This window comes from Streptomyces sp. NPDC013187, assembly GCF_042899705.1.
Classification (GTDB): domain Bacteria; phylum Actinomycetota; class Actinomycetes; order Streptomycetales; family Streptomycetaceae; genus Streptomyces; species Streptomyces hawaiiensis_A.
In genome coordinates this window covers 99,576-125,294 of the sequence record NZ_JBIBAF010000021.1, presented here as the reverse complement: position 1 = coordinate 125,294, position 25,719 = coordinate 99,576, and the positions used below count along the sequence as shown (strand labels likewise).

At 71.9% G+C, this 25,719-nt stretch carries 27 protein-coding genes; 14 read left to right on the top strand and 13 right to left on the bottom strand.

Annotation, left to right across the window (positions count from 1 at the left end):
- Window positions 1-79: 79 nt before the first annotated feature.
- Window positions 80-2,320, top strand: a complete 2,241-nt coding sequence (locus tag ACFY5B_RS35115; protein WP_389977823.1) for an FUSC family protein — start codon at window positions 80-82, stop codon at window positions 2,318-2,320.
- 58 nt (window positions 2,321-2,378) lie between these two features.
- Here ACFY5B_RS35115 and ACFY5B_RS35110 read toward each other — a convergent pair whose 3' ends face one another.
- From ACFY5B_RS35110 to ACFY5B_RS35085, 6 genes are all read right to left on the bottom strand, one after another.
- Window positions 2,379-2,813 carry a hypothetical protein gene (locus ACFY5B_RS35110; RefSeq protein ID WP_351641094.1) on the bottom strand — a complete coding sequence of 145 codons (435 nt, stop codon included), beginning with the start codon at window positions 2,811-2,813 and terminating at the stop codon, window positions 2,379-2,381.
- A 28-nt stretch (window positions 2,814-2,841) separates the two neighbouring features.
- Window positions 2,842-3,678, bottom strand: a complete 837-nt coding sequence (locus ACFY5B_RS35105; RefSeq protein ID WP_389977820.1) for a DUF1206 domain-containing protein — start codon at window positions 3,676-3,678, stop codon at window positions 2,842-2,844.
- 133 nt (window positions 3,679-3,811) lie between these two features.
- Entirely contained in the window at window positions 3,812-4,672 is an 861-nt protein-coding gene (locus ACFY5B_RS35100) for an ANTAR domain-containing protein (RefSeq protein WP_389977817.1), read from the bottom strand.
- Between the two features lie 109 nt (window positions 4,673-4,781).
- Window positions 4,782-5,045 carry a DUF5133 domain-containing protein gene (locus ACFY5B_RS35095; protein ID WP_389977814.1) on the bottom strand — a complete coding sequence of 88 codons (264 nt, stop codon included), beginning with the start codon at window positions 5,043-5,045 and terminating at the stop codon, window positions 4,782-4,784.
- A gap of 31 nt (window positions 5,046-5,076) precedes the next feature.
- Window positions 5,077-5,940: an RNA polymerase sigma factor SigF gene (locus ACFY5B_RS35090; RefSeq protein ID WP_389977811.1), complete on the bottom strand. Its 864-nt coding sequence runs from the start codon at window positions 5,938-5,940 to the stop codon at window positions 5,077-5,079.
- Window positions 5,941-6,139: 199 nt separating this feature from the next.
- Window positions 6,140-6,574, bottom strand: a complete 435-nt coding sequence (locus ACFY5B_RS35085) for an ATP-binding protein (protein ID WP_389977809.1) — start codon at window positions 6,572-6,574, stop codon at window positions 6,140-6,142.
- Between the two features lie 269 nt (window positions 6,575-6,843).
- Between ACFY5B_RS35085 and ACFY5B_RS35080 the strand changes: the two genes are divergently transcribed.
- The 3 genes from ACFY5B_RS35080 to ACFY5B_RS35070 all read left to right on the top strand — a co-directional run bounded on the left by ACFY5B_RS35080 (window position 6,844) and on the right by ACFY5B_RS35070 (window position 9,338).
- Window positions 6,844-7,065, top strand: a complete 222-nt coding sequence (locus ACFY5B_RS35080) for a hypothetical protein (RefSeq protein ID WP_389977806.1) — start codon at window positions 6,844-6,846, stop codon at window positions 7,063-7,065.
- 68 nt (window positions 7,066-7,133) lie between these two features.
- Entirely contained in the window at window positions 7,134-8,603 is a 1,470-nt protein-coding gene (locus tag ACFY5B_RS35075) for an aminotransferase class I/II-fold pyridoxal phosphate-dependent enzyme (RefSeq protein WP_389977803.1), read from the top strand.
- A gap of 279 nt (window positions 8,604-8,882) precedes the next feature.
- On the top strand, window positions 8,883-9,338 hold the full coding sequence (locus tag ACFY5B_RS35070) for a cyclic nucleotide-binding domain-containing protein (protein ID WP_389977800.1): 456 nt from the start codon (window positions 8,883-8,885) through the stop codon (window positions 9,336-9,338).
- A gap of 13 nt (window positions 9,339-9,351) precedes the next feature.
- Here the strand turns inward: ACFY5B_RS35070 and ACFY5B_RS35065 are convergent, their stop codons facing one another.
- Window positions 9,352-10,644, bottom strand: a complete 1,293-nt coding sequence (locus tag ACFY5B_RS35065) for an MFS transporter (protein ID WP_389977797.1) — start codon at window positions 10,642-10,644, stop codon at window positions 9,352-9,354.
- Between the two features lie 84 nt (window positions 10,645-10,728).
- Complete coding sequence (locus ACFY5B_RS35060; RefSeq protein WP_389977794.1) at window positions 10,729-11,346, bottom strand: LysE/ArgO family amino acid transporter; 618 nt, start codon at window positions 11,344-11,346, stop codon at window positions 10,729-10,731.
- An 80-nt stretch (window positions 11,347-11,426) separates the two neighbouring features.
- Here ACFY5B_RS35060 and ACFY5B_RS35055 point away from each other — a divergent pair, with 80 nt between their 5' ends.
- Window positions 11,427-12,326 (top strand): LysR family transcriptional regulator ArgP, encoded by a 900-nt coding sequence (locus tag ACFY5B_RS35055; protein WP_389977791.1) that lies wholly within the window; start codon window positions 11,427-11,429, stop codon window positions 12,324-12,326.
- A 4-nt stretch (window positions 12,327-12,330) separates the two neighbouring features.
- Here ACFY5B_RS35055 and ACFY5B_RS35050 read toward each other — a convergent pair whose 3' ends face one another.
- Window positions 12,331-13,038 (bottom strand): TetR/AcrR family transcriptional regulator, encoded by a 708-nt coding sequence (locus tag ACFY5B_RS35050; protein ID WP_389977788.1) that lies wholly within the window; start codon window positions 13,036-13,038, stop codon window positions 12,331-12,333.
- Between the two features lie 104 nt (window positions 13,039-13,142).
- Here ACFY5B_RS35050 and ACFY5B_RS35045 point away from each other — a divergent pair, with 104 nt between their 5' ends.
- A complete protein-coding gene (locus ACFY5B_RS35045) occupies window positions 13,143-14,360 on the top strand; it encodes a saccharopine dehydrogenase family protein (RefSeq protein WP_389977785.1) in 1,218 nt (405 codons plus the stop codon).
- A gap of 103 nt (window positions 14,361-14,463) precedes the next feature.
- A complete protein-coding gene (locus tag ACFY5B_RS35040) occupies window positions 14,464-14,718 on the top strand; it encodes a WhiB family transcriptional regulator (protein WP_389977783.1) in 255 nt (84 codons plus the stop codon).
- A gap of 178 nt (window positions 14,719-14,896) precedes the next feature.
- Here the strand turns inward: ACFY5B_RS35040 and ACFY5B_RS35035 are convergent, their stop codons facing one another.
- Complete coding sequence (locus tag ACFY5B_RS35035; RefSeq protein ID WP_389977780.1) at window positions 14,897-15,340, bottom strand: DUF6098 family protein; 444 nt, start codon at window positions 15,338-15,340, stop codon at window positions 14,897-14,899.
- Window positions 15,341-15,486: 146 nt separating this feature from the next.
- Between ACFY5B_RS35035 and ACFY5B_RS35030 the strand changes: the two genes are divergently transcribed.
- The gene (locus ACFY5B_RS35030; RefSeq protein WP_389977777.1) at window positions 15,487-15,837 is read left to right on the top strand and encodes a DUF488 domain-containing protein; all 351 of its coding nucleotides are present in this window, start codon (window positions 15,487-15,489) and stop codon (window positions 15,835-15,837) included.
- 19 nt (window positions 15,838-15,856) lie between these two features.
- Here the strand turns inward: ACFY5B_RS35030 and ACFY5B_RS35025 are convergent, their stop codons facing one another.
- Together ACFY5B_RS35025 and ACFY5B_RS35020 are read right to left on the bottom strand one after the other, a co-directional pair.
- Complete coding sequence (locus tag ACFY5B_RS35025; protein WP_389977774.1) at window positions 15,857-17,530, bottom strand: FAD-binding dehydrogenase; 1,674 nt, start codon at window positions 17,528-17,530, stop codon at window positions 15,857-15,859.
- A gap of 17 nt (window positions 17,531-17,547) precedes the next feature.
- Window positions 17,548-18,186 carry a TetR/AcrR family transcriptional regulator gene (locus ACFY5B_RS35020; RefSeq protein ID WP_389977771.1) on the bottom strand — a complete coding sequence of 213 codons (639 nt, stop codon included), beginning with the start codon at window positions 18,184-18,186 and terminating at the stop codon, window positions 17,548-17,550.
- Between the two features lie 120 nt (window positions 18,187-18,306).
- Between ACFY5B_RS35020 and ACFY5B_RS35015 the strand changes: the two genes are divergently transcribed.
- From ACFY5B_RS35015 to ACFY5B_RS35005, 3 genes are all read left to right on the top strand, one after another.
- Complete coding sequence (locus ACFY5B_RS35015) at window positions 18,307-18,930, top strand: alpha-ketoglutarate-dependent dioxygenase AlkB family protein (RefSeq protein WP_389977768.1); 624 nt, start codon at window positions 18,307-18,309, stop codon at window positions 18,928-18,930.
- 126 nt (window positions 18,931-19,056) lie between these two features.
- Window positions 19,057-19,803 carry an MBL fold metallo-hydrolase gene (locus ACFY5B_RS35010; protein WP_389977765.1) on the top strand — a complete coding sequence of 249 codons (747 nt, stop codon included), beginning with the start codon at window positions 19,057-19,059 and terminating at the stop codon, window positions 19,801-19,803.
- Between the two features lie 41 nt (window positions 19,804-19,844).
- Entirely contained in the window at window positions 19,845-21,077 is a 1,233-nt protein-coding gene (locus tag ACFY5B_RS35005; RefSeq protein ID WP_389977762.1) for a DUF4032 domain-containing protein, read from the top strand.
- 67 nt (window positions 21,078-21,144) lie between these two features.
- On the opposite strand, the gene ACFY5B_RS35000 is transcribed toward ACFY5B_RS35005, so the two are convergent.
- Entirely contained in the window at window positions 21,145-22,026 is an 882-nt protein-coding gene (locus tag ACFY5B_RS35000) for a universal stress protein (RefSeq protein ID WP_389977759.1), read from the bottom strand.
- 187 nt (window positions 22,027-22,213) lie between these two features.
- Between ACFY5B_RS35000 and ACFY5B_RS34995 the strand changes: the two genes are divergently transcribed.
- From ACFY5B_RS34995 to ACFY5B_RS34985, 3 genes are read left to right on the top strand one after another with little or no spacing between them, the layout of a single operon-like run.
- Window positions 22,214-23,890, top strand: a complete 1,677-nt coding sequence (locus tag ACFY5B_RS34995) for an FAD-dependent oxidoreductase (protein ID WP_389977756.1) — start codon at window positions 22,214-22,216, stop codon at window positions 23,888-23,890.
- Complete coding sequence (locus ACFY5B_RS34990; protein ID WP_389977753.1) at window positions 23,887-25,332, top strand: ATP-binding protein; 1,446 nt, start codon at window positions 23,887-23,889, stop codon at window positions 25,330-25,332. Before ACFY5B_RS34995 ends, ACFY5B_RS34990 begins: the two co-directional genes overlap by 4 nt.
- The gene (locus ACFY5B_RS34985; RefSeq protein WP_389977750.1) at window positions 25,329-25,682 is read left to right on the top strand and encodes a UBP-type zinc finger domain-containing protein; all 354 of its coding nucleotides are present in this window, start codon (window positions 25,329-25,331) and stop codon (window positions 25,680-25,682) included. The genes ACFY5B_RS34990 and ACFY5B_RS34985 overlap by 4 nt, the downstream gene beginning before the upstream one ends.
- Window positions 25,683-25,719: the final 37 nt, after the last annotated feature.

Below are 25,719 nucleotides of genomic sequence, written 5' to 3'. Positions count from 1 at the left end.
GCCCGGACGGGAGCTTCCGCTCGCGGCATGTCATGCTGAGACACGGATCTTGGTGTGAGCAGGGAGAGAGTGCGGCGGCGTGAGGGCAGCGGGACGCGCGGTGCGGGCACGACTGCGGGACCGGATCGCGGCGTCCGATCCCGGACTGCTGCGTCTGACGGCCGGGTTGCGCACGGTCGGCGCGATCGCACTCACCCTGGCCGTGCTGTCCCTGCTGCGGACCGATGTGCACCTCCTGGTGGCGGGGGCCATGGCGGCGATGGTCGCCACCTTCGCCATCCGCGAGAACCAGCCCGGTGCGCAGGCGGTGACGCTCGCACTGGGACTGCCGGTGGCCCTGGCCTCGGTCTCCCTGGGTGCGGTCCTCAACACGCGCGTCGTCGTCGGTGACGCGTTCTTCGTCGTCCTGATCTTCTGCGCGGTCTACGGCCGCCGGTTCGGCGACCGGGGCACCGCACTCGGGCTGATCGGTTTCCAGGTCTACTTCCTGTCCCTGTTCGTCGGCGCCACCGTCGCCACCCTGCCCGAGCTGTGCGGTGCCATGGCGCTGGCGTTCTGCTCCAGCGCCCTGATGCGCTTCGCGGTCGTGCCCGCGACGCCGACCGGTGTGCTGCTGCGGCTGCGCCTGGCCTTCCGGGCCCGGCTGGCCCAGCTGGTGTCCGCGCAAGCGGAACTCCTCGACGCCTCCGCGGACGAGATGGACAAGGCGCTCCGCGCCGTTCGCGAGGGGACCGCCCGGCTCCACGAGACGGCGATGATGATCCAGGGGCGGCTGGAGGAGGGCACCCCGGACGAGTCGGCGGCACGGCTGGTGCAGCGCAGGATCGCGGACGCCGAGATCGCCGCGGAGCGGCTCGGCCTGCTGCTGCTGACCGCCCGTACCGCCGAGCGGGCCGACACGCTGACGCTGCACCTGCCGGGCGCGCCCGCCCCGTCGGTCGCCGGGCCGGAGCTGCCGGACGAGGCGGGCGCCACGCTGCGCCGCGATCTGCTGGCGCTGCACGCCCTGGTGCTGCGGGCCGGCAGCGGCGACACGGGCACCGGCCTCGCCCATGTGCGCAACCGGCTCCTCGGCTACCGGGACGAGGAGAACCTGCCGCAAGCCTCGGCGGCCGTCCAGGACGTCTTCCGCGGCATCGGCGAGTCGGCCCGCGCGGTGCTCGGGCTGCGGATCGCCCTGGACGGTCCGCAGGACGAGTCGGACGACACCCCCGCCACGGCCCGCTCCCGCGAGGAACTGGACGCCGAGGACGCCGCGATCGACGGTGGCGGCGAGGAGGCGTCGCAGGAGGAGGAGACCGGGCTGCGGCGGCCCACCACGCGGGCGGCCGTGCAGGTCGCCGTCGGGTCCGCGCTGGCCATCGTGGGCGGCGAGCTGCTGTCGACGCAGCGCTGGTACTGGGCGGTGCTGACGTGCTGGATCGTTTTCCTCAACACCGCGTCGACGGGCGAGATTCTGGTCAAGGGGTATCGGCGGCTGCTGGGCACGGTGTTCGGTGTGGTGGCCGGGATCGTCCTGGCGGGGCTGGTCGGCCGGCATACCTGGACGGCGTTCGCGCTGGTCCTGGTGCTGATCTTCGCGATGTTCTACTCGGCGCCGCTGTCGTACACCCTGATGTCGTTCTTCGTCACCGCGATGCTGGGGCTGCTGTACACGCTGCTGCACACCTACAGCCTCGACGTGCTGGTGCTGCGCATCGAGGAGACGGCGCTCGGCGCGGCCTGCGGGGTGGTCGCGGCGGCGCTGGTCCTACCGGTGCGGACGGACCGCCGGACGAACGAGCTGCTGGGCACCGTGCTGGAGCGGCTGGCAGAGGTCACCGAGGCCGCGGTGGGCCAGCTCAGCGGCGGGCCCGCGGACGAGCTGCTGGACAAGGCGCGGGATCTGGACCAGTCACTGGCCGATCTGCGGGCCGCCACGCAGCCGCTGATCCACCCGGTCACACCGCTGCGGACGCGTCGGAACACGGCCCGGTACGTGGTGGCGCTGCTGGAGACGTGCGCCTACCACGCACGGACGCTGGCGGCGACCGCCGAGCTGCTGCCCACGCATCCCTCGATCGCGGCGGACCCGCGACTGCGCGGGGCCGCCGGGCGCACGGTCCGCAACATCGAGACGATCGCGGCCCGGGTCGCCGACGAGCACGCGGACGCGCAGGTCGAGACGGGGCCGAGCATCGCCTCCCTGCTGGGATCCGACGGCACGCCGCGCTACGGCCGCATCACCGATCGCGTGCTGCGGCATCTGGAGCGGCTGGACGAGGCCGTGGTGGGCCTCGCCCGGCCACTGGACGTGCCGGTGGCGGCGCCCAAGGGGTGACCCCGGCGACCGGGACCGCTTCCCGTCCGACACCCCGGGGGCCGGGAGCCGCTGCCCGTCAGAAGTCCGTGGGCAGCCCGCTGACCTCGGCGATGCCCCGCAGCTCCTCGGTCTGCTTGTGCCGGTCCCGGATGTAGTCGGCTATCTCGCCGAGGCGGATCGGGTCGGACGCGGTGGTGGCGTCCGTGACGATCCTGACCGGGCCGGTGTCGTCGACGTGGAGTTCGACCACCTCGTTGTCCAGGCGGCCGGTGACGGCGGTGGCGATGACGAGCGCCACCTCGTCACGGACCTCCTGGGGCAGCTCGTCGTCGCCCCCGGAGTCGAGCGCGAAGTCGAGGCTGGACAGGCGTTCCTCTTCGATCGCCTCGAGGACCGGTTCCACCGCGCGCATCAGAAGGCGGTAGTCCTCCGTGTCCATCCGGATGCGCAGGAGGTCCAGGTACATGTCCACGGGCCGGCCGTCGCCATGCGGAATCTCGGAATCGCTCATTGGCTTCGTGTTCCCCGAAGAACGCGGCTCAGACGCGCCGCCACCGGGCCATGGCGAAGGAGAACACTCCGAAGAGCACCAGCCCGGCCGCGACGCACACCAGCAGCCAGGGGCCGAGCGGAGTGCCGGCGAAGGTGCGCAGCGTGTCGTCCAGACCCTTGGCCTTGTCGGGTTCGTAGTCGACGGCCGCGCGGACGGCGAAGACACCGGCCACCGCGAAGACCAGTCCTCGGGCCGCGCCGCCGACCACACCCGTGACGTCCACCAGCTGCCTCGTCCGGTGGCTCATCTGACCCAGCCGGAGCTTGTCGTGGTACTTCCGCAGCACCGCGCGCACGGCGATCCAGCCGCCGGCCACGACGATGCCGATCCCGGCGGCGCCGACCAGCCACTCACCGCCGGGTATCTCCAAAGCCTTGGCCGTGGCGTCCCGGGACTGTTTGTCGCTGGATCCGCCGCTCTGGTGGCGGCTGACCGCGAAGGTCAGCACGGAGTAGGCGACGAAGACGTAGAAGACGAAGCGGACCGTCGCCATCAGCCGCTTGCGTGCGCTGCGGCCGTCCTTGCCGATCGAGCCGAAGAGGGCTTCGGACAGCCGCCACAGGGCCATGCCGACGAGCCCGATGCCCAGCGCCCACAGCAGCACCGCGCCGAACGGCTTCTGCGCCAGTTCCTGCAGCGCTCCCCCGCGGTCGGCCTCACGGCCGGTGCCGCCGAAGGCGATCTGCAGGGCCAGCGCTCCGACGAGCAGATAGATCACGCCCCGGGCGGCGAAACCCGCCCGTGCCGCCCCCTCGGTCACCGAACCCCGCGCCATCCGCCGGGCCCGCAACCGACCGCCCTGTGCCATCGCACTCGTGTTCATGTCGACCTCCCGGCAGTCCGGATGCCCCGGGTCGGCGTTCACACACCCTGCACAACCACCGGACCAGGGCGTTCCGGCCGCCGGCCCGGTGCTGTCACCCCAGCGACACGGCGGCGCCACTCCCGTAACGCGCTCAGGACCGGCGCAGCCTCGTTCCGCGGGTGGCGCGGCCGAGGGCGTGCAGGTGCTCCAGGGCGTCCAGGACCACCGTGCGCTCGTGCCAGGCGAGCCAGCGGCCCGCCTGGCCGCCGACGCTGTCCAGCGCCTTGGTCTGGGCTGTCGTCAGTCCGTTCAGGGGCCGGTCCAGGTGGGCCGAGACCATGCCGACGCACAGCCCGGACGCGGTCGTCAGGGGCACGCTGTGGCAGGCCCTGCTGCCCGCCGCGAGGATGGCCCGGCGGGCCGGTTCGGAGAACACCGGGTCGCTCTCCACGTCGCGGACGGTGACCTGGGCGACGTCCCGGGCGGCCTGCGCGCAGGACGTCCCGTCCTCCCCGACGTGGGCGAAGAAGTCGACGAACTCGGCCGTGAGGCCGGTGTGCTGCTCGATGCGCAGGCCTCCCCGCGCGAGGTCGGGGAGCTGGACGTTGCCCATGTCGGTTCCGGTCACCGCAAGGGTGGCACGCAGCACGGCCTTCAGGACGGCGCTCCGGCTGCCGGAACCGGACCGGTGCGCCTGGGTGAAGGTCAGGTCCGGTTCCGGTTCGCGGACCCGCCGCGGGAACCACAGGGCGTCCGGGCCGGCGGGCCGCGGTGCGGTCACCAGGACGCCGGCCAGCGTGCGCAGCTTGACGTTGTACCGCTGGGACGCCCGCTGCATCAGGGCGAAGGCGCTCTCCCCGTCCGGCAGCGCGTACCGCTCCTGGAGAATGCCCTGCGCCTGCGAGATCAGCGGGCGCACACGGGCGCGGGCCCGCAGGTCGCGCACCTCGGCGCGCAGCCGCTCCAGCTCGCCGCCGTCGTCGGCCGCCGCCGCGCGCTCCGCTGTGGACATGGAACTCCTGTGGTCGCGGTCATGGCGCGAACGGGCCCGGCCGCGGCTTTCGCCGTCGGCCGGGCTCTCGTTCGGTTCTTCCTCCCCGTCGCTCAGTGGCACACGGGGATCAGGCGGGCTCCGTGACCGGCATACGCTGCCCGGCCATCGGCGCGGCGGGTTCGCGAACCGGTGCGGGTGCGGTCGCGAGCCACTGGCGGGCGGCCTCCAGGGCGCGCTCGACGTCCCGGGTGCCGGTGGACACGCACAGCGTGTACGCCAGGTCGCGTGCCCGGGGGTTCTGCTCCGCCGGTCCGCGGCCGGCATCGGCGGCCGCCAGGGCCTCGTACTCGTCGACGAGCCGGCGCAGCACGGTGGGGTGGGGCCTCAGCATGGTGGGTTTCGCTCCTCGTGATATCGGGTGGTCAGGCCGTCGTGGAGGGACCGCCGGTGCCCCGGTTGCCCGTCCGCTGTCCCAGGACCTCGTCGCGCACCCGGGCGCAGCTGCGGCTGATGAGGCGGGAGACGTGCATCTGTGAGATGCCGAGGTGGTCGGCGATGCGGCTCTGGGTCATGTCCTCGAAGAAGCGCATGTAGAGGATGGCCCGTTCGCGTTCCGGCAGGCGGCGCAGGCCTTCCTTCGCGGACTCGCGGTCCACGACGACGTCATAGGACGAGTCGGCCGCGCCGAGGGTGTCCGCGAGGCTGTAGCCGTCGTCGTCGGCCGAGAGTTCGGCGTCCAGCGACAGGGTGCTGAAGCTGTCCAGGGCCTCGAGCCCGGCGTTGACCTCTTCCTCGCTGAGGCCGGTGTGCGTGGCGAGATCCGCCACGGAGGGCTCGGGGCTGCCCGGGTTCTGGGTGAGTTCACGGCGTGCCACCCGCACCTTGTTGCGCAGTTCCTGCACACGGCGGGGCACCCGCAGGGCCCACATGCGGTCCCGGAAGTGCCGCTTGACCTCGCCGGTGATGGTGGGGACGGCGTAGCTTTCGAAGGCACCCCGGCTCGGGTCGAACCGGTCGATGGCCTTCACCAGGCCCAGTGCGGCGACCTGCCGGAGATCCTCGATCGACTCTCCGCGGTCGCGGAAGCGGCCGGCGATCCGGTGGGCCATGGGCAGCCACAGGGTGACCAATTCGTCGCGGACGGCCTCCCGCTCGGGACCCTCCTCCAGCTCCGCCATCCGGGCGAAGAGGGCGGCGGTGTCAGGGGCGTCGTCGTGACGCCGCCGGGAAGCGGGGGTCGTCGTTTCGGGCGTGCCGGGACGATGGGTGGGCGTTTCGATGAGCATGCGGATTCGCTCCTGAACGGTGGTTTCAGGGACTGACCGCGGGAAGGGTGCCGCCCGGATCGCCTGGAGGGCCTCCGGGGCAGTCATACCGCTCCCGCTGGCGCGCCTCCGGTCCGAAGCACGAAATTGCGTCTGCCCTGCACCCGGGGGAACAAACTCCGCTTTGCAGTGCAATCTGTCGGGGCCGTTTCACGGGCATTCAGAACAGGGGCACGACGGCAGTGATGCACTTGCCCCCGGACGGCAGGTCCGACACCCGGACGTCGCGGGCGAGCCGGCAGACGATGGGCCAGCCGTGGCCGCCGTGCCGGATGCGTCCGTGCGGGTCGGTGCGTGGCGCGGTCACGGGCAGCGCGTCACTGCGGTCGCTGACCGAGACGCGCACGCCGGGATCGTCGACATCCACCTGGAAGTCGGTGACGCCCCCGCCGTGCAGGATGGCGTTGGTCGTCAGCTCCGAGGCGACGAGCAGCGCGTCGGACAGGGCGTCCGTGTCGCACGGGGTGCGGGTGGCCCGGCAGCGTTCGGCCACGGCCAGCTCCACCGCCCGTCGCGCCTCGGCCGGCCTGGACGGCCGGGCCCGGTGAGACCCGGGCGGCTCGCCTACGGATTCGATCATGTGCTCCTCGCACATTCTGCAGCTCCCTGACAGCACGGACGGAAAACCGGGTCCGGACCGGGTTCCGTGGCCGCCCGCGAGGGCTTGCCCGGGGTCCTCGGACCCACTGCTCGAAACGAACTCGAGACGTTCGGAGGGACGCACCGCGTGAACGCCGCGGTCTCACTCTTCGGCTCACCTCTCCCCGCACCTGCAAACCTCCGGTCGGGCGGGAGGATCCGAAAACACTTCGAACGGCCGGATGCCGGTGCCATCTCCGCGCGTTCGGCGGGTACGCGGTCTGCATGACCGATGTGGTGGATTCGGACGAGCTGTTGCGGCGCATCCAGCGTGCGAGGGAGTGCGCCGTGCAGGAGGAGCGGACATGGCGGACCAGGAGCGAGGAGCTGGACGCCACCGACCCGCAAGGGGCACGGGACGCGACCGTGCGGCAGATGTCCTACGAGGCGGTGCGGCGGGTGCTGGACGAGATCGTGACACCGGGCAAACACGCACCGGAGGGCTGACCGGACGGACGCGGTGGCCGTCCGGGTGAGACCGGATTGCGAGGGCACACGCCGGGAACCCGGTGCACATGACAGCCGACCACACACGAGCACCGGTTCTGGAAGCCCTGGACGAGTACCGACGCAAGGGGCGTCTGTCGTTCACACCGCCCGGGCACAAGCAGGCCCGCGGCGCCGATCCGGCGGTCCGGGAGATCCTCGGTGACGCGGTGTTCCACGGGGACGTGCTGGCCTCGGGCGGTCTGGACGACCGGCTGACCCGTGGGCGGGTGCTGCAACGCGCGCAGGAACTGATGGCCGAGGCGGTGCACGCCGAGCACACGTTCTTCAGCACGTGCGGCAGTTCCCTGTCGGTGAAGGCCGCGATGCTGTCGGTCGCGGGACCGCACGAGAAGCTGCTGGTCGGACGCGACGCCCACAAGTCGGTGGTGGCGGGGCTGATCATCTCCGGTATCGAGCCCGTCTGGGTCGAGCCCCGCTGGGACGCCGAGCGGAATCTCGCCCATCCCCCGTCCGCCGAGGAGTTCGACCGGGCCTTCGACGCGCATCCGGACGCGCGCGGAGCCCTGGTCACGAGTCCCACGCCGTACGGCGGCTGCGCGGACCTGCGGGCGATCGCCGACGTGTGTCACCGGCGCTCACGGCCGCTGATCGTCGACGAGGCGTGGGGCGCGCACCTGCCCTTCCATCCCGATCTGCCGTCGTGGGCGATGGACGCGGGCGCGGACATCTGCGTGACCAGCATCCACAAGATGGGCAGCGGTCTGGAGCAGGGTTCGGTCTTCCACCTCCAGGGCGATCTGGTGCCGCCGGAGCTGCTGGGGATGCGCGCGGACCTGCTGGGGACCACCAGTCCGTCGGCGCTGATCTTCGCCGGTCTCGACGGCTGGCGACGGCAGATGGCGCTGAACGGCAAGGAACTGATGGGCGGTGCGCTGGACCTCGCGGCCGAGGTCCGGGCCTCCATCGAGGAGATCGACGGCCTGCACGTCAACGACCGGGACGACCTCTGCGGCCCGGGTCTGGCCGACGACCTCGACCCGCTGCCCGGCGTCATCGATCTCACCGGACTCGGGCTCACGGGATTCCAGGCGGCGGACTGGCTGCGCGAGCACCGGCAGATCGACGCGCATCTGGTGGACCACCGCCGGATCGGAGCGCAGATCACCCACGGCGACGACCGGGAGACCACCGGACAGTTGCTGGAGGCGCTGCGGGACCTGGCGCGGGCGGCGCCGGAGCTGCCCAGGGCGCCGCGGGTGGCGGTGCCGTCGCCGGCGGAGCTGCGGATGGAGCAGGCGGTGCTGCCCCGGGACGCGTTCTTCGGCCCGGCCGAAGCCGTGCCGGTGTCCGAGGCGGCCGGGCGGGTCGCGGCCGAGATGATCACGCCCTATCCCCCGGGCATCCCCGCCGTCCTTCCCGGTGAGCGCCTGACCGAGCCGGTGCTGGCGTACTTGCGGACGGGGCTGGACGCGGGCATGCACCTGCCCGACCCCGAGGACCCGGAGCTGGAGACGGTGCGGGTACTCGCGCAGTGACCCGGGCGTGAAACGGGTCACGTAACCCGGTCGTCGGGTGCGCTCCCGCTCCTCGAATGGTTTACGGTTCATATACGTGGTGACGGAGTCGACTCCTGGTCCTTCGTGCATCACCGCGCACGGCCCTGGCTGGTCCCCCCCGTCCAGCCAGGGCTTTTTCATGCCCGGGCGCCCTTCCGGAAGAAGTCGCGTACGCCGAGGTGCCCGCGGCACCTGCAGCGGCTGAAATGGGCTTAGGGACAGCACCGCAGTCGACCGCCCGGCGAGGAGCTCCGCGTCATGACCAAAGCGATCAAACTCCTGACCGCCCTGCCTCCGCCCCAGCGGCAGCGCCTGATGACGCTCGCCCGGGAGGTGTCCTTCCCCGAGGACGCCCGGATCTTCGAGGCGGACGGCACGGCCGACCGCTTCTGGGTCATCCGCTCCGGCGCCGTCTCCCTCGACCAGCAGGTGAACTCCCTGCAGCGGGTGACCGTGGCCAGCCTCGGCGCGGGCGACCTGCTCGGCTGGTCCTGGCTGTTCCCGCCGTACACCTGGGACTTCGGCGCGGTGGCGTTCAGCCCGGTGCGGGCCTACGAGTTCGACGCGGCGGCCGTGCTGGAGCTGTGCCAGGAGGACCCGGAGCTCGGGATGATGCTGGTCCGCAACGTCGCCGAGGTGCTCGCCCACCGTCTGGAGATGACCCGGGGCAAGTTGATGGAGCAGTACACGCTGCACCGGCGCGGAGCCCTGTGAGTCGCGTGAGACCTCAGACCCGGTAGCGGCGCAGCGCCGGTACTGCGGTGGCCAGCACCAGCATCACCGCGACGACCAGCAGTCCGCCGCCCGCGACGGCGGTGCGGGGGCCGAAGGCGGAGCCGGCGGTGCCGTGCAGCACGTCGGCCAGGCGTGGCCCGCCCGCCACGACGACGGTGAAGACGCCCTGCATGCGCCCGCGCATCTCGTCGGTGGCGGCGGACAGCAGGATCGCCCCGCGGAAGACCATGGAGACCATGTCGGCCACCCCGGCCAGGGCGAGGAAGGCCACCGCCACCCAGAGGCTGCTGCTCAGCCCGAAGCCCGTGATGGCCACACCCCAGACGACCACCGCCCCGATCACCATCAGGCCGTGCCGCCGGGCCCGGGAGAAGGTGCCGGAGAACAGTCCGCCCAGCACGGCGCCGACGGGGATCGCCGCGAACAGCAGGCCCAGCGCGAGCCCTTCGCCGTACGGGGCGTAGGTCTGGGAGGCGAGCTGTGGGAAGAGGGCGCGGGGCATGCCGAGGACCATGGCGACGATGTCGGCGAGGAAGGACAGCAGCAGCACGGTGTGGCCGGAGATGTAGCGGAAACCGGCGGCGATCTCCTTCACGCCCGCGCGCCGTGCCACCGTGCCGGCCAGGGGCGGCAGCGCGGGCAGCCGGTACACGGCCCACACCGTCACGCACAGCGCCAGCGCGTCGATGAGATACAGCTCGGGCAGGCCGATGACGGGGATGAGGGCGCCGGCGAGCAGCGGGCCGGCCACCTGGCCGGTCTGCATCACGGTCGAGCCGAGGGCGTTAGCGGCGGGCAGTTCGTCCGCGGGGACCAGCCGGGCGATGGAGGCGCTGCGGGCGGGTGCGTTCAGGCCCCAGAAAGCCTGCTGCACGGCGAGCAGCAGCATCAGCCCGGCCACCGACTCCAGGCCGGTGAAGGCCTGGAGCCAGAACAGCAGCGAGGTGACGGCGATGCCGCTGTTGGTGATCAGCAGCAGCTTGCGCCGGTCCATGGTGTCGGCGATCGCCCCGCCCCACAGCGCGAACACGATCAGGGGCACGAGGCCGGCCAGGCTCGCGGCGCCCACCCATGCCGAGGAACCCGTGATGTCGTAGATCTGCTTGGGGACGGCGACGGCGGTGAGCTGGCTGCCGACTGCCGTGACGACGGTCGAGCCCCACAGCCGCCGGTAGGCGGGGCGGCGCAGGGGGCGGGTGTCCATCGCCCAGCGCCGCCAGCCGCGCCGCCGGGGCGCCCCCGGCTCGGGTTCCCGCTTGTCCGTCGTGCTCTCACTCGTGTCCACACGCCGCCGCTCTCTTGATGGTCGCTACACCTTAAGGCGGGATCACTATCGCACCGACCGCCGGTCGTCGGGCGACCGATTTTTTCAGCTTCCGGCGATGAGCAGGGCCCCGAGCACGATCATGGTGGCGGCGATCAGACCGTCCAGGACGCGCCAGGCGGCGGGCCTGGCGAGGAAACGGCCGAGCACGCGGGCGCCGAACCCGAGGGCGGTGAACCAGCACAGGCTGGCCAGCACGGCACCGAGGCCGAAGGTCCAGCGCAGCGAACCGTGGTCGGCGGCGACGGACCCGAGCAGGAACACGGTGTCGAGGTAGACGTGCGGGTTGAGCCAGGTCATCGCCAGGCAGGTGAGCACGGCCCGGCGCACCGATCCGGTCGCGTCCCCCTCGGTCCGCAGTGCGCCTCCGTCCGGCCGGAACATCCGGCGGGCGGCCAGGGCGCCGTAGCCCAGCAGGAACGCGCCGCCGATCCAGCCGACCAGAGTGAGGGCGCCCGGCCACTTCACCACCACCGCGCCGACCCCGCCGACCCCGAGCGCGATGAGTGCCGCGTCGGACAGGGCGCAGATCCCGACGACGGCGAGGACGGCCTGGCGGCGGATCCCCTGCCTCAGGACGAAGGCGTTCTGGGCGCCGATGGCGACGATGAGGGACAGTCCGGTGCCGAAACCGGCGGCGCCGGCGGTGAAGGTGCTGGTCATGGCGTCGACGCTACGGAGGCTCCCGAGCCGGGTCCAGCTAAAGGTTCTTATGCATCATTAGCTGATGTGATGATGACGGGATGATGACGGATCTCCCGCTGGACCAGGTGCGGACCCTGCTCGCCGTCGTGGACGAGGGGACGTTCGACGCGGCGGCGGCCGCGCTGCACGTGACGCCGTCGGCGATCAGCCAGCGGGTGAAGGCGCTGGAACAGCGCACGGGGCGGGTCCTGCTGCTGCGGACCAAGCCGGTGCGGCCGACCGAGTCGGGTGAGGTCCTGGTGCGGCTGGCCCGCCAGGTGGCACGGCTGGAACACGACGCCTACGCGGAGCTCGGACTGAGCGGCGCCGGGGAGCCGACCCGGGTGTCGGTGGCGGTGAACGCCGACTCGCTGGCCACCTGGTTCCTTCCGGTGCTCACCCGCGTACCGGAGGAGCTGCGGCTCTATTTCGAGCTGCGCCGCGAGGACGAGGACCACACGGCGGCCCTGCTGCGGGAGGGCGCGGTGATGGCGGCGGTGACCTCGTCGCCGGATCCCGTGCCGGGCTGCTCCGTGAGGTCTCTCGGCCGGATGCGCTATCTGCCCGTCGCCGCGCCGGCCTTCGCCGCGCGCCACCTCGGCGGGCCCCTTGCGCAGGTGCTCCGGGAGGTGCCCGTGGTGGTCTTCGACCGGCGCGACGACTTCCAGGACGGTTTCGTCCGCGGGCTCACCCGGGGGCGCGGCGGCGCGAGCGCGCTGCGGCACTATGTGCCGACCTCGGAGGGTTTCGTCGAGGCCGTCGCCGCCGGGCTGGGCTGGGGCCTGGTGCCGGAACCCCAGGCGGACCCCCTGCTGCGCGACGGCCGGCTCGTCGGCATCGCCCCGCGCCGCACGGTGGACGTGCCGCTGTACTGGCAGCAGTGGAAGCTCGACTCGCCTGCGCTCGCGCGGGTGGCGGAGACGGTGACGGCGACCGCGGCCGAGGCGCTGCGGTCCTGACCCCTCAGTCCCGGCATGCCTCCAGCCGGGCCGCCGCGCTGTCCAGCAGCATCTCCAGGGCCGTCGGGTAGGCGCTGGTGAGCATGCGGGTGGCCAGCAGCGGTGCCGCCTCGGCGATACGGGGGTGGGTGGTGGCGGGCAGTCGGGCGTACGTGGAGCGCCACATGTCCTCGTCGGCGTGCAGCGAGTCGCTGGGCAGGGCCAGCGAGGCGGCGTCGAGCGCGGCGAAGGCCAGGGTCTGGTCGATGAAGGCGTGGTAGATGCGCACGGTGTCGGCCAGCGGGAAACCGGCCGTGCGCAGCACGTCCAGGACGGCCTCGTCGGCGGCCAGCTCATGGGCCCGGCCCGTGACGCGGTTCGTGGTCAGCAGGGCGGCCTGCGGGTGGGCGAGATACGCGGCGTGGATGCCCAGCCCGAAGGACCGAAGGTCCGCCCGCCACTCCCCCGTGCGCCGCCAGCCCTGAAGGGCCTGGCCGATGAGAGCGTCGCCGATGGCGAGGGTCAGCTCGTCCATGCCGCGGAAGTACCGGTAGAGCGTGCTCGGGTCGGCGTCCAGGGCGAGGCCGAGCCGGCGGGCCGTGAGTCCCGCGCTGCCGTGTTCGCGCAGCATGCGCAGCGCGGTCTCGACGATCAGCTCCTCGGACAGCACGGTGCCGCTCTTGGTGGGCCTGCGCCGGCGGCGTTTCTCCTCGGGCACGACGGGCTTCGGCACGACGGGCTCCCTCCTTATGCCAACGCCATTGACCTTATGTCACGGGGCGGCGTTTCATCTCTCCAAGGGCGCGTCACGTTCTTCGCAAATAGGGAGTTTCTGTCATGCGTGTACTGCTCGTGGGAGCCGGTGGTGTGGGCGGCGCGATCACCCGGATCGCGGCCCGGCGGCCGTTCTTCGAGGCCATGGTGGTGGCCGATTACGACCCGGACCGGGCGGAGTCCGCCGTCGCGGCGCTGGACGGCGACGCGCGCTTCACGGCGGAACGGGTCGACGCGAGCGACGAGGACGCCGTCGCGCGCCTGCTCGCCCGGCACCGCTGTGACGTCCTCCTCAACGCCACCGATCCCCGCTTCGTGATGCCTCTGTTCCGCGCGGCCCGCGCCGCGGGCGGCACCTACCTCGACATGGCGATGTCGCTGTCCCGGCCGCACGCCGAGCGGCCGTACGAGGAGTGCGGGGTCAAGCTCGGTGACGAGCAGTTCGCGCAGGCAGCGGACTGGGAGAAGGAGGGGCTGCTGGCCCTCGTCGGCATGGGGGTGGAGCCGGGCTTGTCGGACGTGTTCGCGCGGTACGCCGCCGACGAACTCTTCGACGAGATCGAGGAGATCGGCATCCGCGACGGCGCGAACCTCGCCGTCGACGGCTACGACTTCGCGCCCTCGTTCAGCATCTGGACCACCATCGAGGAGTGCCTCAACCCGCCGGTCGTCTACGAGGGCGGGAAGGGCTGGTTCACCACCGAGCCGTTCAGCGAGCCCGAGGTCTTCGACTTTCCCGAGGGCATCGGCCCGGTCGAGTGCGTGAACGTGGAGCACGAGGAGGTGCTGCTCGTCCCACGTTGGGTCGACGCTCGCCGGGTGACCTTCAAGTACGGCCTGGGCCGGGAGTTCGTGGAGACGCTGCGGACCCTGCACCTGCTGGGTCTGGACCGCACCGACCCGGTGACCGTGCCCGGGCCGGACGGGCCGGTGAAGGTCTCGCCCCGGGACGTGGTCGCCGCGTGCCTGCCCGATCCGGCGACGCTGGGCGGGCGGATGCACGGCAAGACGTGTGCGGGCACGTGGGTGCGGGGTGTGAAGGACGGTGAGCCGCGCGAGGTGTACCTCTACCACGTGGTCGACAACCAGTGGTCCATGACCGAGTACGGCTCGCAGGCCGTGGTGTGGCAGACGGCGATCAACCCCGTCGTCGCGCTCGAGCTCCTCGCGACGGGCGCCTGGTCCGGTGCCGGCGTGCTCGGCCCGGAGGCCTTCCCCGCCCGGCCGTTCCTGGACCTGCTGACGGACTACGGCTCCCCCTGGGGCATGCGGGAGCAGTGAACGACTGTCCTGGAACGCCCTGTTTCACCGGGCATCGACAGGTCACCCGAAAGAGAGTAAGCATCCGAGAGAGCACGTTTCTACTGCGATGCAGGTGACTTCGATGGACAACTGGCGCAACCACGCTGCCTGTCGGCACGAGGACCCCGAGCTCTTCTTCCCGATCGGCACCTCCGGCCCGGCTCTGTTGCAGACGGAGCAGGCCAAGGCCGTGTGCCGACGGCGCTGCCCCGTGCAGGAGCAGTGTCTGCAATGGGCCCTGGACACCGGGCAGTCCATCGGCGTGTGGGGCGGGACGAGCGAGAACGAACGGCGCGCGCTGAAGCGCCGCACGGCCGCCCGCCGCCGCTCCGGCTGACACCGGCCACCACCCCTGGGGGCCCTGGTGCCGCAGCGGGCGATACTCGCCACCTCGTCGGCGAACGTCGCCCGCCGCGGCACCAGGGCCTGTCGTTTGGATCATGCCGACGTCGCGGGGCGCTCGAGTCGGCCGAGAGGCGCAGTCACTCTCGGCCGACTGATTTGAACGACAGACCCTAGCGGCGCCGCAGCGGCCCCCAGGGGTTTTCCTGCCGGGCCACCTCCGCCTTCGCCTCCTCGATCACCTGCTGGTCGAGCCGGCACATCGGCCGGACGTCGGTGACCAGCGGTTCGTTGTCGGGCCCGCGGGCGGTCTCCTTGCCGGTGAGCACCCAGGGGTGCACGCCCGGCCCTTTGTCATGGAGAAGATGCACGTAATCGTGCAGGCGGCGGGCCACCCAGACCCGCACCGGCCGGTCCTCCCACCACGCCTCGACGCCGAGCGGGCTGGCGGACAGCCCCGGCAGGGGCACGCCCGTCAGGTCATCGGTGCTGGACACCTCGCGGAGATCGGTCTCGGGACCGCGCGACCAGCGGACGTACAGGCCCCGGTGCCGTTCGACGAGCTCGGCGAGTTCGTCGAGTGACCGCACGACCCGCAGATCGTCCTGGGCACTCATGTCATGACCTCCTTCCTCGACGTGGTCAGGCGGACGGAGTACCCGCCCGGCACGAGCGGAACCGGCCGTCCGGTACCGCGCGGTGCGGGCGCCGGGCCGGGGTTAGGCTCGCGGCACACCCGTGCCACCGCGGAGAGGAGCCGACCATGAGCGTGCGCGTACGCCGTGTCTACGATCCCCCCGAGCCGGAGGACGGTGCGCGGGTCCTGGTCGACCGGCTGTGGCCGCGCGGCCTGGCCAAGGACGCGGCGCGGGTGGACGAGTGGCCCAAGGCACTCACCCCCTCGACGGAGCTGCGCCGCTGGTACCACGCGGGCGAGGGGTCGTACGAGGAGTTCGCCGAGCGGTACCAGGCGGAGCTCGCCTCCGACGAGGCGTCCGCGGCGCTCGACGGTGTGCGTGAGCTGGCCCGCGAGGGCGACGTGACCCTGCTGACCGCGTCGAAGACGCCGGAGCAGAGCCACGCCACCGTGCTGGCCCGCCTCCTCGAAGGCTGAGGAGACGCGCCCGCGTCCGTCAGGCGGTCTGCTTCGCCGCCGCGCGGCCCGCCGCCCGGCCCGAGAAGAGGCAGCCGCCGAGGAAGGTGCCCTCCAGGGCGTTGTAGCCGTGGACCCCGCCGCCGCCGAAGCCGGCGACCTCGCCGGCCGCGTAGAGCCCGTCGATCGGCTTGCCGTCGGTCCCGAGCGCCCGCGAGTCCAGGTCGGTCTGGATGCCACCGAGGGTCTTGCGGGTGAGGATGTGCAGCTTGACGCCGATCAGTGGTCCGGCCGCCGGGTCGAGGATGCGGTGCGGGGTGGCGACCCGGCCGAGGCGGTCGCCGATGTAGCGGCGGGCGTTGCGGATGCCCTGCACCTGGGCGTCCTTGGCGTAGGGGTTGGCGATCTGCAGGTCACGGGCCTCGATCTGGCGCTTGATCTCGGCCGCGTCGAGCAGCGGCTCGTCGGTGAGCGCGTTCATCTTCTCGACGAGCTGCTCGACACCGGCCGCGGTCACGAAGTCGGCGCCCTTGCGCAGGAACGCGTCGACCGGTCCGGGCGCACCCTTGCCGAGGACGCGTTCCTTGAGGAATCCGGCACGGTCCTTGGCGGTGATGTCGGGGTTCTGCTCGGAACCCGACAGGGCGAACTCCTTCTCGATGATCTTCTGCGAGAGGATGAACCAGGAATGGTCGTAGCCGGCGATGTCCTCGGTGGTGCGCAGGTGCTTCAGGGTGCCGAGGGTGTCGTAGCCGGGCAGGAAGGGCCCGGGCAGGCGGCGGCCGAGGGCGTCGAACCACATCGAGGACGGTCCGGGCAGGATGCGGATGCCGTGGCCGGGCCAGATCGGGTCCCAGTTCTGCAGGCCCTCGGTGTAGTGCCACATTCGGTCGCGGTTGACCAGCCGGACGCCCGCCTCGGCGCTGATGTCGAGCATCCGCCCGTCGACGTAGGCGGGGACGCCGGTGACCATCTCGCGCGGCGGGGTGCCGAGGCATTTTGGCCAGTAGCGGCGGACGATGTCGTGGTTCGCGCCGATGCCGCCGCTGGTGACGATGACGGCCTGGGCGGTCAGTTCGAACTCGCCGATCTCGTCGCGGTTGGAGGCGACGCCCCGGGGTGCGGGGTCCTCGGCCAGGACCGTGCCGCGCACGCCCCGGGCGGTGCCGTCCTCGACGACGAGCGCGTCGACGCGGTGACGGTGGTGGAAGGTGAGCAGTCCGTCGCGGGCGGCCTGCTTGGCGTACCGCACGAACGGTTCGACGACGCCGGTGCCGGTGCCCCAGGCGACATGGAAGCGGGGCACGCTGTTGCCGTGCCCGTGCGCCGTGAGGTCGCCGCGTTCGGCCCAGCCGACGGTGGGCAGGAACGTGATGCCGTGCCCGTCGAGCCAGGACCGCTTCTCCCCCGCGGCGAACTCCACGTAGGCGCGGGCCCAGCGCACGGCCCAGGAGTCCTCGTCCTCCAGCCGGTCGAAGCCCGCGCTGCCGCGCCAGTCGCTCCAGGCGAGGTCGAAGGAGTCCTTGATCCCCAGGCGCCGCTGTTCGGGCGAGCCGACGAGGAACAGCCCGCCGAAGGACCAGAAGGCCTGGCCGCCGAGGTTGCCCGCGTTCTCCTGGTCGACGAGGGCGACCCGTCGGCCCCTGCTGGTCAGTTCGTGCGCCGCGACCAGGCCGGCGAGGCCCGCTCCGACGACGATGACATCGGCATCCATGGCGACCGTTCCCTTCTTCAGTGCTTCGTGTGATCGGGGGTGCCGCTGCCGTCGGTCAGCAGGGCCGTGAGCAGTTGCTTCAGCCAGACGCGGGCGTGCTCCAGGTCCCGGTCCAGCAGCAGTTGTGTGGTGACACCGTCGTACGCGGCGACGACGGCGTGGGCGGCGTCGTCGATGTCGCCCAGCACGGCGGGCAGTTCGGTGTGCCCGCGTGCCCGGCCGAGCCGGTCGGCGATGGCCTGACGCAGCCGCGCGCGGTGTTCGAGCAGGCTGCGCGCCACCTCGGGGTCGCGGGCGGCGTGCACGAGGAAGTCCGTCTTCACCAGGAGCCAGTCGCGGTCGAGGAGCAGCACGTCGGTGACGCGGTCCACGGCGGCGGGCACGTCGAGGTCGGGTCCGTCGAGGGCGAGCGCGCCGGACACCTGCCCGGCGATCAGGTCGGCCCGCTCCTGGTAGAGGGCGAAGAACAGCTCGTCGAGGCTGGAGAAGTTGGAGTAGAAAGCGCCCCTGCTGTAGCCGGCGGCTTCGCAGACCTCCTCGATCGAGACGCGGCCGAAGCCCTTGGCCGCGAACACGGCGAACGCCGCTGCGAGGAGGTTGGCACGGGTGTGGACCCGGCGCCTGGTCACGCGTGGGGTGGTTCCGTCGGCCGCCATGCCCTGCCCCCTTTCCGTCCCTCCGGTCGCTTCGATACAGGACTGTATTGGATACACCAATGTATCGAAAGACCGATCTCATCATCGAACACACTCTCGATTCCGAGGTAGGCTGGCGGCATGCACCTCCAGGGCTCCCTCTTCGACCAGGCCGATGAGCTGCGGCTCGGCCCTCTGGACGGGATCAGCCGAACCGACCTCGGCTTCGGCGCCTGGCTCGACGTGCTTCCCGGGTGGCTCAGCGGCTCGGACGAATTGTTCGAACAGCTGGCGGCCGAGGTTCCATGGCGGGCCGAGCGGCGCACGATGTACGACCACGTGGTCGACGTTCCGCGACTGCTCGCGTTCTACGGCGTGGACGATCCGCTGCCGCACCCGCTGCTGGCCCAGGCGAGGGACGCGCTGAGCGCCCACTACGGCGAGGAGCTGGGCGAGCCGTTCACCACGGCCGGGCTCTGCTACTACCGCGACGGCCGGGACAGTGTGGCCTGGCACGGCGACCGGATCGGACGCGGTGCGCGCGAGGACACCATGGTCGCGATCCTCTCGGTGGGAGCGCCCAGGGACCTCCTGCTGCGCCCGCTGCGGGGTGACCGGGACACCGTGCGCCGTCCGCTGGGACACGGCGACCTCATCGTGATGGGCGGTTCCTGCCAGCGCACCTGGGAGCACGCGATCCCCAAGAGCACCCGGGCCACGGGGCCGCGCATCAGCATCCAGTTCCGCCCGCACGGCGTGCGCTGACGACGGGCCGAACGCCCCCGCGACATGACCCGTTGGGGCGGACCCAGCGATTCCGGACGCCACTGCGTCTGCTTTCCTTCTCCCGTCGGACCGGTAGCGGAAACCTCACACAGGGGCAGGGCGATCATGCGGGCGGACGTACGGCACGTCGCGGACGGCACTTACCTGGTGCACGGCTCCAGCACCAACTGGCTGATCCTGAAGGAGGGTGACGCCGTCACGCTGGTCGACACCGGCTACCCCGGGGACCGGGAGCGGGTCCTCGCCTCGCTCGCGCAGGTGGGCAGCGCCCCCGAGGCGGTCGAGGCCGTACTGATCACGCACGCGCACAACGACCACCTGGGATCAGCCGAGTACCTGAGCGCCGCCCACGGCACCCCCGTGCTGCTGCACGAGGCCGAAGTGCCGCACGCACGCCGGGACTTCCTGCACCAGGTGTCCATCGGGACGGTGCTGAGGAACGGCTGGCGGCCGGGAGTGCTGCCGTGGGCGGTGCACGCACTGCGCTCGGGCGGCACGGCAGACGTGCCCGTCACCGCTCCTCGGGCGTTTCCGACGGCCGGCGCCCTGGACCTGCCCGGGCGGCCGGTGCCGGTGCACACGCCCGGTCACACCGACGGACACTGCGCCTACCACTTGCCCGGCATCGGTGCGCTGATCTCCGGGGACGCCCTGGTCAGCGGGCACCCCACCTCGGGGGTCGAGGGGCCGCAACTGCTGCCGGACATGTTCCACCACGAGCGGCCGCGGGCCCTGGCCTCCCTGGACGTCCTGGCGGAGCTTGAGGGCGAGCTGCTGCTCCCAGGGCACGGGCCGGTCCACCGCGGGCCGGTGCGGGACGCCGCCCTCCGGGCCCGGGAACGGGCCCTTTAATCTGATGTGACGATCGGCGGCGAGACAAGGACACCCGGCCCATGGCACTGCAGATCAGCGCGACCAACCCGGAGCACCCCGCGCTCCTGCTCGAACTGCCGTGGGACGTGCCTCTGGAGGAGTGGCCGGAGGAGTACCTGGTGCCGCTGCCGCGCGGCATCTCCCGGCACGTGGTGCGCTACTCCCGGGCGGGCGACGAGGTGATCGCCGTCAAGGAACTGGCCGAGCGTCCGGCGCTGCGCGAGTACGACATGCTGCGCGACCTGGACCGGCTCGGCATCCCCTCGGTGGACCCGCTGGCCGTGGTCACCGGCCGTACCGACGCGAGCGGCGCCCCGCTGGAGAGCGTCCTGGTCACCCGGCACCTGGGCGGCTCGATGCCGTACCGCTCCATGTTCGAGACGACCATGCGCCCGGCCACCATGCACCGGCTCATGGACGCACTCGCCGTGCTGCTGGTGCGGCTGCACCTGGCCGGGTTCGCCTGGGGCGACTGCTCGCTGTCCAACACCCTCTTCCGGCGCGACGCGGGCGCCTACGCCGCGTATCTGGTGGACGCCGAGACCGGTGACCTGCATCCGCAGCTCAGCACGGGGCAGCGTGAGTACGACCTCGACCTCGCCCGCGTGAACATCAGCGGGGAGCTGCTGGACCTGGAGGCGTCCGGGGCGCTGCACCCGTCGGTGGACCCGATCGAATTCGGCATGGAGATCTGCGCCCGCTACCGCGGTCTGTGGGACGAGCTGACCCGTGCCTCCGTCTACCCGGCGGGCAAGTACCACTACATAGAACGCCGGATCCGCCGCCTGAACGACCTCGGGTTCGACGTCGCCGAGATGCAGATCGAGCACGCGTCGAACGGGGACACGGTCAGCTTCGTGCCCAAGGTCGTCGACGCGGGCCACCACCAGCGGCAGCTGCTGCGCCTGACCGGTCTCGACACGGAGGAGAACCAGGCACGGCGGCTGCTGAACGACCTGGAGAGCTGGATGGCGACCCAGGACGACTACGCGCCCGGCGACCCCCTGGGAGCGCGCCCCGAGGTCCTCGCCCACCGCTGGGTGCGGGAAGTTTTCCGGCCGACCGTGCGGGCCGTGCCCGTCGAACTGCGCGGCGCGATGGACCCGGCGGAGATCTACCACCAGCTCCTCGAACACCGCTGGTACATGTCCGAGCGGGCCCAGCACGACATCGGCCTCGACGCCGTGGTCGAGGACTACATCCGGAACATCCTGCCCACGGCCCGCAAGACGCTGCAGCCGACGGCGGAGTGAGCGACCGGGGCGTGCCCGCACGGTCCCGCCGTGCGTGGCGGGACCGTGCGGACTCGACCCGGCGCCCTCACGCGGGCGGCACCACCGCCACCGGGCAGTCGGCGTGGTGCAGCATCCCGTGCGCCACCGAGCCGATGCGCGCACCGACGGCCGTGCGGTGGGCCCGGCGGCCGACGACCATCAGCTGGGCCGTCCCGGCCACCGACAACAGCACCTGGCTCGCGCTGCCCATCTCCACGTGCTCCTCGACCGGCACGTCGGGGAAGCGTTCCCGCCAGGGCCGGACGGCGGCGGCCAGGCTCTTCCTCTCAAACGGCTCCAGCCCGCCGGCCTCGTCGAGGAGCTTCAGCGAGCCCGGGCTGTAGGCGAAGACGGGCGGCAGGTTCCAGGCCCGTACGACCCGCACGGTCGCCCCCCGTGCGGCGGCCGTCTCGAAGGCGAAGCGCAGCGCGTCGGCGCTGTCCTCCGGGTCGCCCTGCTGGCCCACGACGATCTCCCGCCCGGCGGCCTCGGACGAGGGCTGGTCGCCGGCCCGGACGAGCACCACGGGCCGGACGGCCTCGGCGATCACCTGCTGGCCGATCGAGCCGAGCAGGAATCCGACGATGCGGCCGTGCCCGCGTGAGCCGAGGACCAGCATCTCGGCGTCGGCCGCGGCGGCGACGAGGGTGTCGGCCACCGCACCCTCGATGACATCGGTGGTCACCGCGAGCTCCGGATGCCGTTCGGTGACGGTCCCGACGGCCTCGGTCACCGCGCTGTGCACCCACTCGGCCTGGCTGTCCGCGTCCGTGGCGACCGCTGTCTCGATCAGCTCCGGCGTCTGCACCCGCCAGGCGTGCACCACGCGCAGCGGGCGGTCGCGCCGGACGGCTTCCCGCGCCGCCCAGGCGAGGGCCGCGAGGCTCTCCTGCGATCCGTCGACCCCTGCGGTGATCGGGCGTGTCATCCGGCTGCCTCCCTGTGGAACGTCACTGTGCCGCCCAGTCTTCACCACCGCCGGCGGTGCCCGCGCCCGTCGGAGCCGATCTTCCGTGTCGGAGCGCCGCTCGGCGATCGAACATACGATGGGCGGAGGTCGGCGCGGTGCCCCGGGGACGCCGTGCCGTGAGTCGACCGCCCGGTGTGGGGGACGTATGGCACAGGCCGCCGATTCGGCGCGGACCGTCATCATGACCGTGGACGACGACCCGGGTGTCTCCCGGGCAGTGGCCCGGGACCTGAGGCGGCGGTACGGCGCGTCGTACCGGATCGTGCGGGCGGAGTCCGGCGCGTCCGCGCTGGACGCGCTGCGGGAGCTGAAGCTGCGCGGTGATCTCGTGGCCGTGATCCTGGCCGACTACCGGATGCCGCAGATGAACGGCATCGAGTTCCTCGAACAGGCCCTAGACGTCTACCCGGGCGCGCGGCGCGTGCTGCTGACCGCGTACGCGGACACGAACGCCGCGATCGACGCGATCAACGTCGTCGACGTCGACCACTATCTGCTGAAGCCGTGGGACCCGCCCGAGGAGAAGCTGTATCCGGTCCTCGACGATCTGCTCCAGGCATGGCGGTCCAGCGATTTCCGGCCCGTGCCCAGCACCAAGGTCGTGGGGCACCGGTGGTCGTCGCGTTCCTCGGACGTGCGGGAGTTCCTGGCCCGCAACCAGGTGCCCTACCGCTGGTACTCCTCCGACGAGCCGGAGGGGCGGCGGCTGCTGGCCGCGGCCGGCGAGGACGGGTTGCGGCTGCCGGTGGTGATCACGCCGGACGGGACGCCGCTGGTCGAGCCGGAGGCCGTCGACCTCGCCGCCCGCGTCGGGCTGGCGACGACCCCGACGGCCGACTTCTACGACCTGGTCGTCATCGGCGGCGGCCCGGCAGGGCTCGGCGCGGCGGTCTACGGTGCCTCCGAAGGGCTGCGGACCGTGCTGGTGGAGCGGTCCGCGACCGGCGGGCAGGCCGGTCAGAGCTCGCGCATCGAGAACTACCTCGGCTTCCCCGACGGCGTGTCGGGGGCGCAGCTCACCGACCGGGCCCGGCGGCAGGCGGCGAAGTTCGGCGCCGAGATCCTCACCGCGCGCGAGGTGACGGCCCTGGAGGTCAACGGCGCCGCCCGGATCGTACGGTTCTCCGACGGTTCGGCGGTGGCGGCGCACAGCGTGATCCTCGCGACCGGTGTGTCCTACCGTCAGCTGGCGGCACCCGGGTGCGAGGAACTGACCGGCTGCGGCGTGTACTACGGGTCGGCCCTGACGGAGGCGCCCTCCTGCCAGGACCAGGACGTTTACATCGTCGGCGGCGCCAACTCCGCAGGACAGGCGGCGATGTACCTGTCCCGGGGCGCCAAGTCGGTGACGCTGCTGGTGCGCGGCGCGTCACTGACGGCGTCGATGTCGCACTACCTGATCCAGCAGATCGAGGAGTCGCCCAACATCCAGGTCCGGGCCCGCACGGTCGTCGAGTCGGCGCACGGCGACGGCCGGCTGGAGCGGCTGACCCTGCGGGACGTGGACAGTGGGCAGACCGAACAGGTCGACGCGCAGTGGGTGTTCGTGTTCATCGGCGCCGCCCCGCTGACCGACTGGCTCGACGGGACGGTGCTGCGGGACGAGCGCGGGTTCATCCTCGCCGGGCCCGACCTGACCCCCGACGGCCGGCCGCCGGAGGACTGGGAGCTGGACCGGCCGCCGTACCACCTGGAGACCAACGTGCCCGGCGTCTTCGTGGCGGGCGACGCCCGCTCGGAGTCCGCGAAGCGGGTCGCCTCCGCCGTCGGAGAGGGAGCCATGGCCGTCATGCTCGTCCACCGGTACCTGGAGCAGTCATGAGCGGGCAGTCGGTGCCCTGCAACCCGCAGGAGATCGGGGCGCTGTTCCTGTTCGAGAAGCTCACGCCCGAGCAGCTCGGCAGGCTGTGCAGCGAGGGGCGGGTGGAGCGGTTCGAGCCCGGGCCGGTGTACACCGAGGGCGAGCCCGCGACCTGCTTCTACGTGATGCTCGAAGGCACGGTGGTGCTGTACCGCCGGGTCGGCGGGGACGACGTGGAGGTGACCCGGACCTCTCAGCGCGGGGTGTACGCGGGGTCCATGCAGGCGTACCTGGGCGACCGGGTGCGGCAGGTCTACAACAACTCCATGCGCGTCACGGAGCCGACGCGGTTCTTCGTGCTGCCCGCCGACACGTTCGCGGGCATCATGCAGGAGTGGTTCCCGATGGCGGTGCATCTGCTGGAGGGGCTGTTCTTCGGTTCGAAGAGCGCCCAGCGGGCCATCGGGCAGCGCGAACGGCTGCTGGCGCTGGGGTCGTTGTCCGCGGGGCTCACGCATGAGCTCAACAACCCCGCCGCGGCGGCCGTGAGGGCGACGGCCACCCTGCGGGAGCGGGTCGGCAAGATGCGCCACAAGCTGGCGATCATCGCGCAGGGGTCGTACTCCCCCGAGGTCATGGCGAACCTCATCGACATCCAGGAGCGCACGGCCGAGCGCGTCGCGAAGGCACCCGCGCTGAGTCCGCTGGAGGCCTCCGACCGGGAGGACGCCGTGACCGACTGGCTGGACGACCGGGGCATCGAGGACGGCTGGCGGATCGCGCCCACCTTCGTCCAGGCCGGCCTCGACGTGGGCTGGCTGGACCAGGTCGCCGCGGCGGTGGACGAGGACATCCTGCCCAGCGCGATCGGGTGGCTCAACTACACCGTCGAGACCGAGCTGCTGATGGACGAGATCAACGACTCGACCACCCGCATCTCGCATCTCGTCGACGCGGCGAAGCAGTACTCGCAGCTCGACCGCGCTCCCTTCCAGAACGCCGACGTGCACGAACTCCTCGATTCCACCCTGCTGATGCTGTCCGGCAAGATCGGCAAGCAGATCAAGGTCGTCAAGGACTACGACCGCACGCTGCCGAGGATCCCCGCATATCCGGCGGAGCTCAACCAGGTGTGGACGAACCTCATCGACAACGCGGTCGCGGCGATGAACAGTGCGGGCGGGGAGGGGACGCTGACCGTGCGGACGGCCGCGGAACACGACCGGCTGCTGGTGGAGTTCGGGGACACGGGCGTCGGCATCCCGGCACAGGACCGGGAGCGGATCTTCGATCCCTTCTTCACCACCAAACCGGTGGGCGAGGGGACCGGACTGGGGCTCGACATCTCCTGGCGGATCGTGGTCAACAAGCACCATGGCAGCATCCGGGTGGAGTCGGAGCCCGGCGACACACGGTTCCAGGTACTGCTGCCGCTGACAGCGGTCGAGGAGGAGTCTGCATGAGTGGCGAGAACGGGATCGATCCCAGTGTGCGGCCCAGCGGCAGCGGGTGTGCCGAGTGCGACGCGGCCGGGGGATGGTGGTTCCATCTGCGGCGGTGCGCGCAGTGCGGGCACGTGGGGTGTTGTGACAGCTCGCCGGCGAAGCACGCGACGGGGCATTTCCGGGAGACCGGGCATCCGTTCGTGCAGAGCTTCGAGCCGGGTGAGGACTGGTACTGGAATTATGAGGCGAACGAGTTGTACGAGGGTGGGCCGGAGCTGGCCGAGCCGGTGAGCCATCCGGATGACCAGCCGGCGCCGGGGCCGGCGGGGCGGGTGCCCGCTGACTGGGCGAAGGTTCTGCGCGCCTAGGAGAACGAGGCTTTCCGACGCACGGCGGCCGCGCCTC